Annotated in this window: 15 protein-coding genes and 1 tRNA gene; 4 read left to right on the forward strand and 12 right to left on the reverse strand. The window is 61.9% G+C overall.

Annotated features, from left to right (window positions below; all coding sequences use genetic code 11):
* Positions 1–33: 33 nt before the first annotated feature.
* From fghA to H6M51_RS10775, 7 genes are all read right to left on the reverse strand, one after another.
* Positions 34–867: an S-formylglutathione hydrolase gene (gene fghA / locus H6M51_RS10745; RefSeq protein WP_185809848.1), complete on the reverse strand. Its 834-nt coding sequence runs from the start codon at positions 865–867 to the stop codon at positions 34–36.
* 32 nt (positions 868–899) lie between these two features.
* Positions 900–1,346: a YaiI/YqxD family protein gene (locus H6M51_RS10750; RefSeq protein ID WP_076397481.1), complete on the reverse strand. Its 447-nt coding sequence runs from the start codon at positions 1,344–1,346 to the stop codon at positions 900–902.
* Positions 1,347–1,349: 3 nt separating this feature from the next.
* Positions 1,350–1,802 (reverse strand): GNAT family N-acetyltransferase, encoded by a 453-nt coding sequence (locus H6M51_RS10755; RefSeq protein WP_185809849.1) that lies wholly within the window; start codon positions 1,800–1,802, stop codon positions 1,350–1,352.
* Entirely contained in the window at positions 1,802–2,929 is a 1,128-nt protein-coding gene (locus H6M51_RS10760; protein WP_185809850.1) for an S-(hydroxymethyl)glutathione dehydrogenase/class III alcohol dehydrogenase, read from the reverse strand. Before H6M51_RS10760 ends, H6M51_RS10755 begins: the two co-directional genes overlap by 1 nt.
* A 101-nt stretch (positions 2,930–3,030) precedes the next feature.
* On the reverse strand, positions 3,031–3,648 hold the full coding sequence (locus tag H6M51_RS10765) for a GNAT family N-acetyltransferase (protein WP_185809851.1): 618 nt from the start codon (positions 3,646–3,648) through the stop codon (positions 3,031–3,033).
* Positions 3,649–3,702: 54 nt separating this feature from the next.
* The gene (locus H6M51_RS10770; protein WP_185809852.1) at positions 3,703–4,974 is read right to left on the reverse strand and encodes a hypothetical protein; all 1,272 of its coding nucleotides are present in this window, start codon (positions 4,972–4,974) and stop codon (positions 3,703–3,705) included.
* A gap of 102 nt (positions 4,975–5,076) precedes the next feature.
* Complete coding sequence (locus tag H6M51_RS10775; RefSeq protein WP_185809853.1) at positions 5,077–6,009, reverse strand: DMT family transporter; 933 nt, start codon at positions 6,007–6,009, stop codon at positions 5,077–5,079.
* A gap of 284 nt (positions 6,010–6,293) precedes the next feature.
* Between H6M51_RS10775 and H6M51_RS10780 the strand changes: the two genes are divergently transcribed.
* Positions 6,294–6,731, forward strand: coding sequence for a helix-turn-helix domain-containing protein (locus H6M51_RS10780; protein WP_185809854.1), 438 nt, complete (start codon positions 6,294–6,296; stop codon positions 6,729–6,731).
* Positions 6,732–6,735: 4 nt separating this feature from the next.
* On the opposite strand, the gene lipB is transcribed toward H6M51_RS10780, so the two are convergent.
* A complete protein-coding gene (gene lipB / locus H6M51_RS10785) occupies positions 6,736–7,458 on the reverse strand; it encodes a lipoyl(octanoyl) transferase LipB (protein WP_185809855.1) in 723 nt (240 codons plus the stop codon).
* A 214-nt stretch (positions 7,459–7,672) separates the two neighbouring features.
* Here lipB and H6M51_RS10790 point away from each other — a divergent pair.
* Positions 7,673–7,757, forward strand: a tRNA-Leu gene (locus H6M51_RS10790).
* Between the two features lie 55 nt (positions 7,758–7,812).
* Here H6M51_RS10790 and H6M51_RS10795 read toward each other — a convergent pair.
* Positions 7,813–8,313, reverse strand: coding sequence for a BON domain-containing protein (locus tag H6M51_RS10795; protein ID WP_185809856.1), 501 nt, complete (start codon positions 8,311–8,313; stop codon positions 7,813–7,815).
* Positions 8,314–8,381: 68 nt separating this feature from the next.
* Entirely contained in the window at positions 8,382–8,876 is a 495-nt protein-coding gene (locus H6M51_RS10800; protein ID WP_185809857.1) for a peptide deformylase, read from the reverse strand.
* Positions 8,877–9,056: 180 nt separating this feature from the next.
* On the opposite strand from H6M51_RS10800, the gene mgtE reads away from it, so the two are divergent.
* Both mgtE and H6M51_RS10810 read left to right on the forward strand, forming a co-directional pair.
* Positions 9,057–10,469 carry a magnesium transporter gene (gene mgtE, locus H6M51_RS10805; RefSeq protein WP_185809858.1) on the forward strand — a complete coding sequence of 471 codons (1,413 nt, stop codon included), beginning with the start codon at positions 9,057–9,059 and terminating at the stop codon, positions 10,467–10,469.
* A 109-nt stretch (positions 10,470–10,578) separates the two neighbouring features.
* On the forward strand, positions 10,579–10,971 hold the full coding sequence (locus H6M51_RS10810) for a MerR family DNA-binding transcriptional regulator (protein WP_185809859.1): 393 nt from the start codon (positions 10,579–10,581) through the stop codon (positions 10,969–10,971).
* A gap of 25 nt (positions 10,972–10,996) precedes the next feature.
* Here the strand turns inward: H6M51_RS10810 and H6M51_RS10815 are convergent, their stop codons facing one another.
* Together H6M51_RS10815 and H6M51_RS10820 are read right to left on the reverse strand one after the other, a co-directional pair.
* A complete protein-coding gene (locus H6M51_RS10815; RefSeq protein ID WP_185809860.1) occupies positions 10,997–11,473 on the reverse strand; it encodes an isoprenylcysteine carboxylmethyltransferase family protein in 477 nt (158 codons plus the stop codon).
* A 60-nt stretch (positions 11,474–11,533) separates the two neighbouring features.
* A complete protein-coding gene (locus H6M51_RS10820; protein WP_348644455.1) occupies positions 11,534–12,508 on the reverse strand; it encodes a DUF1624 domain-containing protein in 975 nt (324 codons plus the stop codon).
* Positions 12,509–12,596 lie beyond the last annotated feature (88 nt).

Consider the following 12,596-nt stretch of genomic DNA (forward strand, 5'->3'; position numbering starts at 1 on the left):
CAAGCCCGAGCATGACGACGTTTGTGGATCAAGTCACCCCAGCCTTTCCGCATGCCACTTCAGATGATCCTCCATGAAGGTCGAGATGAAGTAGTAGGAATGGTCGTAGCGCTCATGCATGCGCAGCGTCAGGCCGATATCGGTCCCCTTCACCGCCTCCTCGAATTTCCAGGGAGCAAGGCCCGTCTCCAGGAAGCTGTCCGCCTTGCCCTGGTCGATCAGGAATTCCGGGAAGCGGGCGCCGTCTTCCACCAGCGCGCAGGCATCGTATTCCCGCCACTTCACGCGGTCAGAGCCGAGATACTTTTCAAACGCATCCTGCGTCCAGTCGGCGGTCAGTGGATTGACGATCGGTGCGAAGGCCGAGCAGCTCTTGAAGCGCTCAGGGTTCTTCAGCGCAATCGTCATGGCACCATGGCCGCCCATGGAATGGCCGAAAATGGCCTGGCGGTGCATGTCTGCGCGGAACTGTTCAGTGATCAGGGCAGGCAATTCCTCCGTGATGTAGGAATACATCTGGTAATGCTCGGCCCAGGGCTTTTCCGTGGCATTCAGATACATGCCCGCACCCTTGCCCATCTTCCAGTTGGTGAGTTCGTCGGCCACGTCATTGCCGCGCGGGCTCGTATCCGGGCAGACGACGATCAGGCCGAGCTCGGCGGCCATTCGGCGGTATTCGCCCTTTTCCATGACATTGGCATGGGTGCAGGTCAGGCCCGAGAGATACCAGAGCACCGGCCGCTTTTCGGTTGTCGCCTGGGGCGGTACGAAGACGGCGAAGGTCATCTCGGTGCCGGTCGCTTCCGACTGGTGCGAGAAGACGCCCTGCATGCCGCCGAAGGCGGTGTTCTGGGAGAGGATGTTCATGGAGATCTGTCCTTGTTTCATGCCCAAGGGGCTTATTTCTTCACTCGACGACACAGCCGGTCGAGCGTTTCTAGGAAGGCTGAGCGGTCGCGCGGCGAAAAGGCGGCATTGTAGCCCTTGCTCTCGCCGGTCTCGCGGAGATGTGCCCCAAGGTCGCGCATGGCCGTCGCCATGCCGATATTGGCCGTGTCGAAGATCCGGCCCGTCGGCCCTGTGACCAACGCACCGGCGGCCACGCATCGACCGGCGAGCGGCACATCGGCGGTGACCACGATGTCACCTTCGCCGCAGCGCTCGGCAATCCAGTCGTCGGCCGCATCGAAGGCGCCTGACACGATGACATTCTTGACCATCGGGTCACGCGAAGGGCGAAGGCCGGAATTGGCGACGAATGTCACCGGCAGATCATGCCGTTCGGCAACCTTCAGGATCTCCGGTTTCACCGGACAGGCATCGGCATCGACATAGATTTCGGGCATCGGCTATCCTTTCCGCAGCATATCCACATGCGGAATCCCATCCTCCAGATACTCCTCAGAGATCACCTCAAACCCTAGCGATCCATAGAATTTCTGCAGATGGCTCTGCGCCGAAATCTCGATCGGTTCACCCGGATAACGTCTCTCCACTTCGGCAATTGCCTCGCGCATCAGCGAGTCGCCCAGCCGCTTGCCGCGATGGTTGGGCGAGACCGCCACGCGTCCGATCCGCGGGTGCTGCTCCGGTGTCGGACGCCAGAGCCTCGCGCAGGCCAAGAGTTCGCCATCCTGCAGCAGCCGCAGATGCAGGCAGTCCTTGTCGTTGCCGTCGAGTTCCGGATAGGGGCAATGCTGCTCGACGACGAAGACGTCGACGCGCAGCTTCAGCATGTCGTAGAGGTCTGCGGCGGAGAACTCGTCGAGCCTCCGCACGTCGACAGTGTAAGGCACAGGCATCAATAGACCACGACGCCGCGGATCGATTCACCCTTGTGCATCATGTCGAAGCCCTTGTTGATGTCCTCGAGCGGCATGGTGTGGGTGATCATCGGATCGATCTGGATCTTGCCTTCCATGTACCAGTCGACGATCTTCGGCACGTCGGTGCGTCCGCGTGCGCCACCGAAAGCGGTGCCCATCCACTGGCGACCGGTGACGAGCTGGAAGGGACGGGTTGAAATCTCCTGGCCGGCACCGGCCACACCGATGATAACAGACTTGCCCCAGCCGCGATGCGCCGATTCGAGTGCCTGTCGCATGACCTTGGTATTGCCGGTGCAGTCGAAAGTGTAGTCGGCGCCGCCGATCAGGTCACCATTGCGCTTCGTCATGTTGACGAGATAGGGAACGATGTCGTCGCCGACTTCCTTCGGATTGACGAAATGCGTCATGCCGAATTTCTCGCCCCATGCCTTGCGGTCCGGATTGATGTCGACGCCGATGATCATGTCGGCACCCGCCAGGCGAAGACCCTGCAGCACGTTCAGACCAATGCCGCCGAGACCGAAGACGATGGCCGTCGAGCCGATCTCAACCTTGGCCGTGTTGATCACGGCGCCAACGCCGGTCGTCACACCGCAGCCGATATAGCAGATCTTGTCGAAGGGCGCCTCGGGATTGACCTTGGCCACAGCGATTTCCGGCAGGACCGTGTAATTGGCGAAAGTCGAGCAGCCCATGTAGTGGTGGATCTTGTCCTTGCCAATCGAGAAGCGGCTTGTCCCATCCGGCATTAGGCCCTGGCCCTGGGTCGAGCGGATCGCCGTGCACAGGTTGGTCTTGCGGGAAAGGCAGGAATAGCATTCGCGGCATTCCGGCGTGTAGAGCGGAATGACGTGATCGCCCTTCTTCACCGAGGTGACGCCCGGGCCGACATCGACGACAATGCCTGCACCCTCATGGCCGAGGATCGCCGGAAACAGACCTTCCGGATCGGCGCCCGAAAGCGTGAAATCGTCGGTGTGGCAGATGCCGGTGGCCTTGACCTCGATCAGCACTTCGCCGGCGCGCGGGCCTTCGAGCTGAACGGTCATGACCTCAAGCGGCTTTCCAGCCTGCACGGCAACGGCGGCGCGAACATCCATGGTTTTTCTCCCTGACAAATCGTTGGCGGCGACTTTGGCACGGCAGCACCATCGGGCTCAAGAGCTCGCGCCAAATTTCTCAAAAGTCTGATTTTTATTGCCTATTTGGTTCGGATCGCGGGGAAATGCGGTGCTGCTTCCGGCCGCAACCTGCCTGTCAGCCGGGGATCCTGGAAGAGTTCGACCAGGCGCTTGTACACCGTGAAGCCGGAGCGCTGGTAGAAGGCCAGTGCTGCCGGATGATCGAGATGGCAGGTATGCACCCAGAAGCGCGTAATCGGCTTCGCCCAGGCCGTCTCGATCGCCGCATTCATCAGGATTCGCCCGGCGCCGGCGCCAATGAGGCTCTGGTCCAGGCCGAAGAAGGCCAGCTCGCATTGGCCGGGTTCGCGGAAGTCGAGCTCCAGCAGCCCGAGCCTCTCGCCATCTCGGGCCATCGTGTAGATTTCGACCAGTGGATCCTCAATGATTGCCTTCAGCGCGTCTTCGGCCATCACGGCGCGAGAGACCCAGAGCCAGTCCTCGCCAACCCGGCTATAGAGTGCGCGATAGTCATCGATCGTCGGCTTCGGCCATCGTTCGACCGAAAGTCCTTCCGCCGGCGGGTTGGGCCGGGGAGCCGGCTTCGCCTTCATTTCAAGGCAGGTGACGATGGTTGCAACCATGTTGTCCGGCACGTCGAAAAAGCCGGCAGCGAGCGTGTTGTTTTCTGTGTCCATGCGGCTTTTGGACCGCGACGGCGTGGCTCTGTCAAGCGCGCCTGCTCTCATCACTCACAGGAACAGGCGGTCGCAGGCGTAAATCACCGCATAGGCATGCATGGCCAGTGCCGCATAATAGCCGAAGCCGGTCATCAGGCGCTCCGACGCGTTCATCGGCAGGAGCGCCTCGCGCGGCTTCACCGACTTCGTCCGGATCATGCTCAGCAGAATGAAGATGGCGAGCCCTCCGATCAGCATCGGTGCCTGGAGGCCGATCCGCCATCCGACCCAGAGGATCACGCCCGTCACGATAAAGCTGGTGATCGCCAGCGCTCTCTGCCCCTCAAAGACCTGGCGCAGAACCTGCCCCCCGTCGAATCGGTAGGTCGGCAGGAGATTGAGAAGATTGAAGGCGCCGAGAATGACGAGAAAGACCAGCGCCGGACCATCCATGCCGACCGGGTGCGGGATGCCTGCCACCGACTGATGGGCCGCAACCAGGATTGGGACCAGCAGGGCGGAGAAGCCGGCGCCCATCAAGGCGCAGGTCGCGATCTCGAAATGGCTGTTGTAGGGCCGTCCTCCAATGGCGACGCCTCCGAGAAGCGGCACGAAGATCATCCTGGCGCTCGGGTGACCGAAGGCCCGGTAGGCGACCATGTGTCCGAGTTCATGCAGCAGGATGACCAGAGTGAGAAAAACGGACATCATCAGGCCGGTCGCCGTCAGGCCGAAGAACGGCCAGAGCATCAGGGTCGAGACGATCACGAGGACCGTCTGCCATGCTGGATGCTCGAAATGCAGGAGGCTGGAACTGGGCCGCTCCTCGATATGGTCGCGAAGCGAGGCGAGTTCGCGGGCGAGAGCCATGCGTCGGAACAGGTAGAAGGCGAGGCCGCGATAATTGTCGGTCTGCACGAAGGTTACCCGGCTGCCCAACGGGGTTCGCTCCACCTTCCGGCTCTCGCGATAGCCCTCCCAGAAGGAGGGATCGAGCGTGCTGTCGCCGATGACCCTGAGATCGCAGGAAAAACTGCCGGTTGCCGTCATCGCGGTCCGGTCGACGATCATGGTTCGACGCGCCGGCTGACCGTAACGGTCGAGATGGCGGTAGGCGAACTCCACGAGATCGGGCTTGCCGTCTACGGGGGTGACGGAGATCACATTGGGGTGCCAGGCCGTCTGGTTGCCGGCAGGGCGTGTGACGTTCCAGACCTCTTCCGGTCTCTCATGCACGAGCCGGCTGACGCGGATCGTTCTGCGTCCCAGCGGTGCCGCCATCAGGAGCCACAGCAGGCCGAGATTGAAGGCGGCCAGAAACACTGCGGCCTGATGCGTCGCCAAGAACTCTCTCCCGAAGGTGCTGAAATGCAGACCCAAACTAGGCGAGAGGCGTTAGAATTTCGTCGACGAAATCGCTAAAATGCCGTGTATCCCAGACTGGCGTCAGCCGGCTTCGACAATCTCAGGTTTTGGCGCTGCACGCTTCTGTTCCCGCCACAGGATGAAGAGGCCGGATCCAACGATGATCAGGATGCCGAGCCATTTCGAAGGGGTCGGGAATTCGTCGAAGAGGACATAGCCGAGTGCGACGGCCGCGATGATTTCAAAATACTGGAAGGGGGCCAGCACGGACAACGTCGCCATGCGGAAAGCACGCACGACCAGCAGGTGGATGTAGCCCGAGATGGCACCGAGCAGGATCAACAATCCTAGGCCCAGGGACGATGACGGTAACGAAATCTCAAAGTCAGCCTCGCCGGCTGCCGTTCCCATGAGCAGGGCTGCGCCCATGAACAGGGTTCCGCCGATCCCGGCCATGGTCTGCATGGTTATCGGCGTGTCGGCCTCGCCGATCGCACGGTTCAGGAACATGTAGAGCGCATAGAGAAAGGCGCAGGCGACCGGCAACAACGCCGTTACACCGAAGACCTGGTAGCTCGGCTGAATGACGATCATGGCGCCGCCAAAGCCGACAGCGATTGCCAGCCAGCGGCGCCAGCCGACTTTCTCCTTGAGGAAGAGTGCCGACATGGCCGTCAGGATGAAGGGCTCAACGAAATAGATGGCGAAGACATCGGCAAGCGGCATGTATTTGACGGCCATGAAGAACATCAGGCTCGCCGCACCGTGGATGGCGCCGCGAAGGAGGTTCATCCAGGGACGTTTGGCCGAGAAGGCTCGAAGGCCGTTCAGCGCGATAAGCACCGGCAGGACCGAAGCGAGCTGGAAGAAGAAGCGATAGAAGGTGACCTGGCCCGGCGACATGCCTTCGACCGTCGCCATGTACTTGGCGATGGCGTCCATCACCGGGAGCACCAGCATGCAGCCCGCCATCAGGACCATGCCGCGGAGGGGAGTGGAAGAGGCGTTGTTCATGGCGGGGAGACTCATGCATGACGAAGGGCACGGATTGAGCAGACCATGCACGGCGCAGGCGCGTGATCAAGCAAAAGAGATTTGGAACCTTTTCCGACCTTGCGCGTTTTCTGAGCGTTTGCGCAGCGTCTGCTGGTTTCGGGTGACGGCGGTTTCGCACTTGTCAGTGGCGTCTGCAGAAAGCCCCTCGGTTCTTGTCCGTGCTAAGGTACGTTTAAGAGCGGAGCGGTTCCTCCCGCCGGTTTCAACGAACCCGGCGGCTCTGAACGATCAGGAGAGCACGCATGCCCAAAGGCAGACCCATCCCCCGGATGACCGATTCGAGCGACGATACGCTGGGAGGGCGCCTGTCGGCCGCCCGTGACGCATCCGGTCTGTCTCTCGCCGACGTGGCAAACCGGATCGGCGTGAAACGGGAAAACCTGCTTGCCTGGGAGGCCGACCGATCGGAGCCGCGCCCCTCCAACCTTATCGATCTGGCCGGAATCCTTGGTGTCTCGCCGATGTGGCTGATGACGGGTGTGGGATCCGGGCCGGTCCAGGAAGCCGGCGATTTGCCGCTCGAAGCCCTGAAGCTCGAACTTCAGCGCCTGACGGATGCGCATCGGGAATGCGGACGACTGATCGAAAAGATCTCGCGGCAGATCGAGATCTATGAAAGCCGGGACGAGCGTCACAGCGGGCGCGGCGATTTCGACGGGCCGGTGATGGGGCGCGCCTGAGCGCTCATGCGGATTGGTCCGGCGCTGTCGGACCGAACACGTCCTCGAATGCTTCCCGCAGCCGCATGTCGACATCGGCCATCATCACGGGTAGGCCAAGGTCAACGAGGCTGGTGACGCCATAGGCGGAGATCCCGCAGGGCACGATCCCGGTGAAATGGCCAAGATCGGGGTCGACATTGATCGACAGGCCGTGAAAGCTGACCCAGCGGCGCAGGCGAATCCCGAGTGCGGCGATCTTGTCCTCGCTCATCGTGCCATCCGGCAAAAGCGGCTTTTCGGGCCGGCGCACCCAGACACCGACTCGGTCTTCACGGCGTTCGCCCTTGACGTTCATACTGTCGAGCGTGCGGATCACCACTTCCTCGAGCGCTGCCACATATGCGCGCACATCCTGTCGCCGGCGCTTCAGGTCGAGCATGACATAGGCCACCCGTTGTCCCGGCCCGTGATAGGTATATTCGCCGCCGCGGCCGGTGGCGAAGACGGGGAATCGGTCCGGCTCGATCAGATCCTTGGAATCGGCACTGGTACCCGCCGTATAAAGGGGAGGGTGCTCCACCAGCCAGACCAGTTCATCGGCCTTTCCATCGGCGATCAGCGCCACCTGCCGCTCCATTTCGGCGACTGCTTCCTCATAGCCGACGAGCCCGTCGGAGACCCGCCAACGCACCGGGTGCGAGCCCTCGCTGGCATGCATGGCGTGGTCGAGTTCGGTGCGGAGCATGAATTCTGCCTTCGGCTGTGGATTGGCGAAAAGCCTTGTTTTCCCTGTATTTGGCAAGAAAAGCCCGGGGTTTCAAGGGCAGTCCGCGCTGCTGTCTGCCCGGCTTTTCCACCGGGCATGACGAATTTTCAAAAATCTGTCACGCCGGGCTTGTGGACCCCAGAGGCTTTTGCTACATGCAGCCCCGCCGGAGCAATTCGGCGCCTACCACGATGCGGTCGTGGCGGAATTGGTAGACGCGCAGCGTTGAGGTCGCTGTGGGGCAACCCGTGGAAGTTCGAGTCTTCTCGACCGCACCAAAAAAGAACCCGGCCTTCGTGCCGGGTTTTTTGTTGCCGTGATTTCAACGACTTCTCAGTTGGTGTCACTGGGAATGTGACTGTCGACGCCGAGCGTGGTGATGAAGTTCTTGACGTCGCTGACGCCCTTCACGCCCAAGACCTTCAACTCGATCATGCGTCGCTCCTCGGCCGTGTCGACCGAGCCGCGCAGCGTCACGACATGACCGTCGACATGGATGTCGAGACCGGCCAGCAGGGTGTCGTCCAGCCCGTCAAGTGCTGTCGCGATATCGGATTCCAACTGATCGTCGTCTTCGCGCCCGTGCGTGGTGGGCAGAACCGGCGTCGCGACGTCAGGCTCGAAGCCTTCCGCGTCAACGGTATCCACTCGAAAACCCTCATTGCGGTCTCGGTCGAAGTTGGCGCCGGTCTCGCCGTAACCGCGATTCTCGACCGGGCTAGCGGTGGCCCCTGGGCCGTCGGCATAGGGCCAGCCGTCTCCGATGTTGCGCTGATCGTAGTCGCGGTAGTCGTCCTCGCGGGAAAACTCGGTCTTGCGGTCGTCCTTGGCCATGGAGGGCTCCTTCATGTCTCTGTCTGACGGAGATAACGCCCGGTGACTGGCTTTGTTCGACGTGGCGCTCAGCGCGCCGACTTTTCCCATTTCTTGAGCAGGCGTTCGCGCTTGAGCCGCGACAATTTCTGGATCCAGAAGACGCCATCGAGCTGGTCGATCTCATGCTGCATGCAGATCGCGGCAAAATTCTCGAGATCCTCCTCGGCGACCGTGCCATCCAGGGTCTGGTAGCGAATACGGATCGCCCTCGGTCGCGTCACTTCGTCGGTGAGGCCCGGCATGGAGACACTGCCTTCGGTCTGGGTGATCATCTCCGGCGAGGACCATAGGATCTCCGGATTGACATAGTCGCGCCGCCCGCCGAGCTCGGGGAGCTCGATCACGGTCAGCCGTTTCGCGATGCCGCAATGGGGGGCGGTGATGCCGACCCCGGGAGCAGCCTTCATCGTCTCGTAGAGATCGTCGGCAAGAGTGGCGAGTGCGGGTCCGAAATCGGCGACGGCTTCCGCCACGGTTTTCAGGGCTGGGTCCGGATAGCGGCGGATGGTCAGGCGGGTCATGATGGGCTCGTGTCTGGAAGCATGAGATGGGCGGTGGACTGCCGTGTCCCCGGCCAGGCTATCAGGCCCGGCAGGGCTTTGCACAGGGCTTGGCAATTTTCCGCTATCTGCTTGTTGACTTGAAGGTTTTTGCGGCCATTCTCCGGGCGTCGAGGCATCCCGCCAGGAGGTGAGGTTCAAATGACTGAGAACGAAGACGAGCACCTCGACCGCCCGGTGGCAGACGAGCTTCATGACGATATCTACGACGAGGAAGGCTCCATCCGTCACGACTTCCTGACGATGGTGGGTGCGGCGATCGCCGATCGCGACGTGCTCTTCCTGCGCCAGAACGTCGCCAAGCTGCACGAATCGGAACTCGGTGACCTGATCGAGGCGATCCAGCCCGACCAGCGTCTTGCGATGATCCGCCTTCTCGGCGACGACTTCGACATGACGGCGCTGACCGAAGTCGACGAAGCGATCCGCATGCAGATCGTCGACCAGATGCCGAACGAGCAGATCGCCGCGGCGATCGGCGATCTCGATTCGGACGACGCCGTCTACATCCTCGAAGACCTCGACGACGAAGACCGCGAGGAGATCCTCGCGCAACTGCCATTTACCGAGCGGGTCCGCCTGCGCCGGGCGCTTGACTATCCCGAAAGCTCGGCAGGACGGCGCATGCAGACCGAGTTCGTCGCCGTGCCGCCCTTCTGGACGGTCGGCCAGACGATCGACTACATGCGCGACGAGGAAGATCTGCCCGAGAGCTTCACCCAGATCTTCGTCATCGATCCGACGTTCAAGCTGCTCGGCGCCGTCAATCTCGATGCGATCCTGCGCACCAAACGCGCGGTGAAGATCGAAACGATCATGCATCCGACCAACCATCCGATTCCGGCCGAAATGGACCAGGAGGAGGCTGCCCAGCTCTTCGAACAGTATGACCTTCTGTCGGCGGCCGTCGTGGACGAGAACGAGCGCCTGGTCGGCGTTCTCACGATCGACGACGTGGTCGACGTGATCCAGGAGGAGGCCGAAGAGGACCTGCTGCGCCTTGGCGGTGTCGGTGATGAAGAACTTTCCGACACGGTCATCGAAACCTCGCGCTCGCGCGTGCCCTGGCTTGCCGTCAATCTCGTCACCGCCTTCATGGCGGCCTCGGTGATTTCCCTCTTCGAGGCAACCATCCAGGAGATCGTTGCGCTGGCGGTCTTGATGCCGATCGTCGCCGGCATGGGCGGCAATGCCGGCTCTCAGACGATGACGGTGACGGTGCGGGCGCTCGCGACCCGCAATCTCGACATCCACAATGCGTTCCGGGTCGTACGCCGCGAGGCCGGCGTCGGTCTGATCAACGGCGTCGTCTTCGGCTGTACGGTCGGGCTTGTCGCCGGTCTGTGGTTCCAGGATATCTCGATCGGCGGTCTCATCACCACCGCCATGCTGATCAACATGTTCGCAGCCGCTATGGCGGGCATCACGATCCCGCTGATCCTCAACCGCGCCGGGGCAGACCCCGCCGTTTCATCCGCGGTCTTCGTCACCGCGATCACAGACATGACCGGCTTCTTCTCGTTCCTCGGCCTTGCGACCTGGTGGTTCATGTGACAAGCGGCACAGCGGATGCGGGGCGCGCTTGTTAAGGCACCGCTGCCCGGCAGGCGAAAAATTGACTTGTACGTAAAAGTCAATATCATGCACGGTCAGACAGGATCGGATGGCCGTGAAGAAATTTTATAGCATAACAGAGCTCACGCGTGAATTTGGTGTTTCGACGCGCACCTTGCGTTTCTACGAGGACGAAGGTCTGCTGCATCCGGAGCGTCGGGGCCGCACGCGTCTCTATCGCGCTGCCGATCGCCGTTTGCTGCAGGAAATCCTGCGCGGCCGCCGTATCGGCTTCACGATCGCCGAAATCCGCGAAATCGTCCATGTTTACAAGGAGCCCCCGGGCGAAATCGGGCAGCTCAAGCTGATGATGAAGAAGATCGACGAGAAGCGCGAGGACCTGCGGCAGAAGCGTCGTGACATCGACGAGACCCTGTCGGAACTCGATCAGGCCGAGGAGGCCTGTCTCACCCGCCTGGTCGAAATCGGCGTCGGCACCTGAGACAAGCGCGCACACTTCATCCGAATCAGATCCAGCGCCGCGTCCGCTTGCGGTAGCTTTCATAGTCGAAGCCGAAGCGGGCCTCCAAGTGGCGTTCCTCGCTGGGGATCGCCACCAGCCGTGTGGCCGTGACAGAGACGAAAGCCGCGACGAAAAACCAGCTGTTACCCGACATCAGACCGAGCGCCAGCGTGAACAGCGTGTAGCCGAGATAGATCGGATTGCGGCTGAAGCGGAAGGGGCCACAGGTCACGAGGTGACGGGCGCATCCCGTGTCGAGCACCGGCGTCTGGCGCTCCATCAGCGTGCGCACGGCCCATATGTCGAGGCTGACCGCAAACAGAGCAATGGTCAACCCGATCGAAGGCAAGAGAAGCGGATGCGGCGACGGCATGGGCTGAAGGGCCGCCATGCGGCCGGCGACGATGGCCATCAGAATGCCCGTCAAATAGAGCAGGGGTGGCCAGGGATATCTCAGAGGCTTCGTACGGTAGGCATTCATTGAAGAACTCCCCCCTCTGCCAAATCTCGATCCTATGCGTCCTCTCGTCGAGACTTGATCCTATGGTGCAGACTGGCTCGTCAACGTGCACTCTTGCGCCAGAGTCTGTATGCGCTGATCCTGATCGCCCAAGATTGCGCCGGACTGGAGTGGCTCGAACAGGTTCTCCGCCTGGAGCCGCTCGAGCGTGCAGGCGCAGAAGCGCTGGCAGAGCTGAGCTTCGTTCCCCTGGTCGAGACAACTGGCCTCGCAGCTGCCGATATAGCCTGCGATGGGATCGGCCGCCGGTGGCGGCACGACCAGGCTGAACAGGTAAAGTCCGGCGATCAGCACCGGCTGGTGCAGCAGATAGACGGTGAGCGAATGGCGGCCGCCCCAGCGCAACCAGCGCGGACCCGCCGGCAGCCGGTCGATCCATGCGAGCCGGTGGCGGTCAACCATGAGGCGTGCAACCGCGATGCCGGTCAGCAGCGCACCGATCCAGGGCAGGAGGGGCACGTAGTCGTTGGACCGCGGCAGCGTCTCCGACAGACCGAGGAACAAGAACCAGGGCGCGTCGAAGGTCGGCGAGCGCAGCAGTTCGGGCAATATGATCGTTATCCCGGCGGCCACCAGCGTTAACAGCGGGGGCACGCGCAGGAAGAGGAGGCCGATCAGGCTCGAAAGGGCGATGGCATGCAGAATGCCGAAGAAGATCCAGCTGTCCGGTGTGAACCAGTAGGTGGCCACGGAGATCGCCGCTGCAGCAGCGACGATGACGCCCAGCCGTCGCAGGAAGGGCTGCAGTCTGAGCTTCGGATAGTGGGCAAGCACGAGGCTGAAGCCGGCAAGGAAGAGGAAGCTCGATGCAATCATCCGGGCATAGAGCTTCAGGAAGCCCTGTGTCGAAGTTCCGGGCGCCAGATAGCCGAAGAATTCCAGATCCCAGCTGAAATGATAGGTCGCCATGGCGATCAGCGCGAGACCGCGGGCCGCGTCGAGCGCGAGCAGGCGCGGTCGGGGCGGGGCGGCTCGGGGATCGGTCTGGTCTGCCACGTCGTCTTCCTTCAGCTCTTCAGCGACGTCCGTGTCATCGCCTTGCGGTTCGGCGGGGTCGTCACCAAAGACGGCAAATTCAAGGCCT

Origin of the sequence: Rhizobium sp. AQ_MP (assembly GCF_014237835.1) — a bacterium.
Lineage (GTDB): Bacteria > Pseudomonadota > Alphaproteobacteria > Rhizobiales > Rhizobiaceae > Allorhizobium.

Excerpts from the sequence above, each read along its gene's own strand:
- H6M51_RS10755 (WP_185809849.1), bottom strand. The coding sequence starts at position 1,802 with ATGCCTGTGCCTTACACTGTCGACGTGCGGAGGCTCGACGAGTTCTCC.
- H6M51_RS10800 (WP_185809857.1), bottom strand. The coding sequence starts at position 8,876 with ATGACCCGCCTGACCATCCGCCGCTATCCGGACCCAGCCCTGAAAACC.
- H6M51_RS10780 (WP_185809854.1), top strand. The coding sequence starts at position 6,294 with ATGCCCAAAGGCAGACCCATCCCCCGGATGACCGATTCGAGCGACGAT.
- mgtE (WP_185809858.1), top strand. The coding sequence starts at position 9,057 with ATGACTGAGAACGAAGACGAGCACCTCGACCGCCCGGTGGCAGACGAG.
- H6M51_RS10760 (WP_185809850.1), bottom strand. The coding sequence starts at position 2,929 with ATGGATGTTCGCGCCGCCGTTGCCGTGCAGGCTGGAAAGCCGCTTGAG.
- H6M51_RS10765 (WP_185809851.1), bottom strand. The coding sequence starts at position 3,648 with ATGGACACAGAAAACAACACGCTCGCTGCCGGCTTTTTCGACGTGCCG.
- H6M51_RS10795 (WP_185809856.1), bottom strand. The coding sequence starts at position 8,313 with ATGGCCAAGGACGACCGCAAGACCGAGTTTTCCCGCGAGGACGACTAC.
- lipB (WP_185809855.1), bottom strand. The coding sequence starts at position 7,458 with ATGCTCCGCACCGAACTCGACCACGCCATGCATGCCAGCGAGGGCTCG.
- fghA (WP_185809848.1), bottom strand. The coding sequence starts at position 867 with ATGAACATCCTCTCCCAGAACACCGCCTTCGGCGGCATGCAGGGCGTC.
- H6M51_RS10810 (WP_185809859.1), top strand. The coding sequence starts at position 10,579 with ATGGCCGTGAAGAAATTTTATAGCATAACAGAGCTCACGCGTGAATTT.
- H6M51_RS10815 (WP_185809860.1), bottom strand. The coding sequence starts at position 11,473 with ATGAATGCCTACCGTACGAAGCCTCTGAGATATCCCTGGCCACCCCTG.
- H6M51_RS10775 (WP_185809853.1), bottom strand. The coding sequence starts at position 6,009 with ATGAACAACGCCTCTTCCACTCCCCTCCGCGGCATGGTCCTGATGGCG.
- H6M51_RS10750 (WP_076397481.1), bottom strand. The coding sequence starts at position 1,346 with ATGCCCGAAATCTATGTCGATGCCGATGCCTGTCCGGTGAAACCGGAG.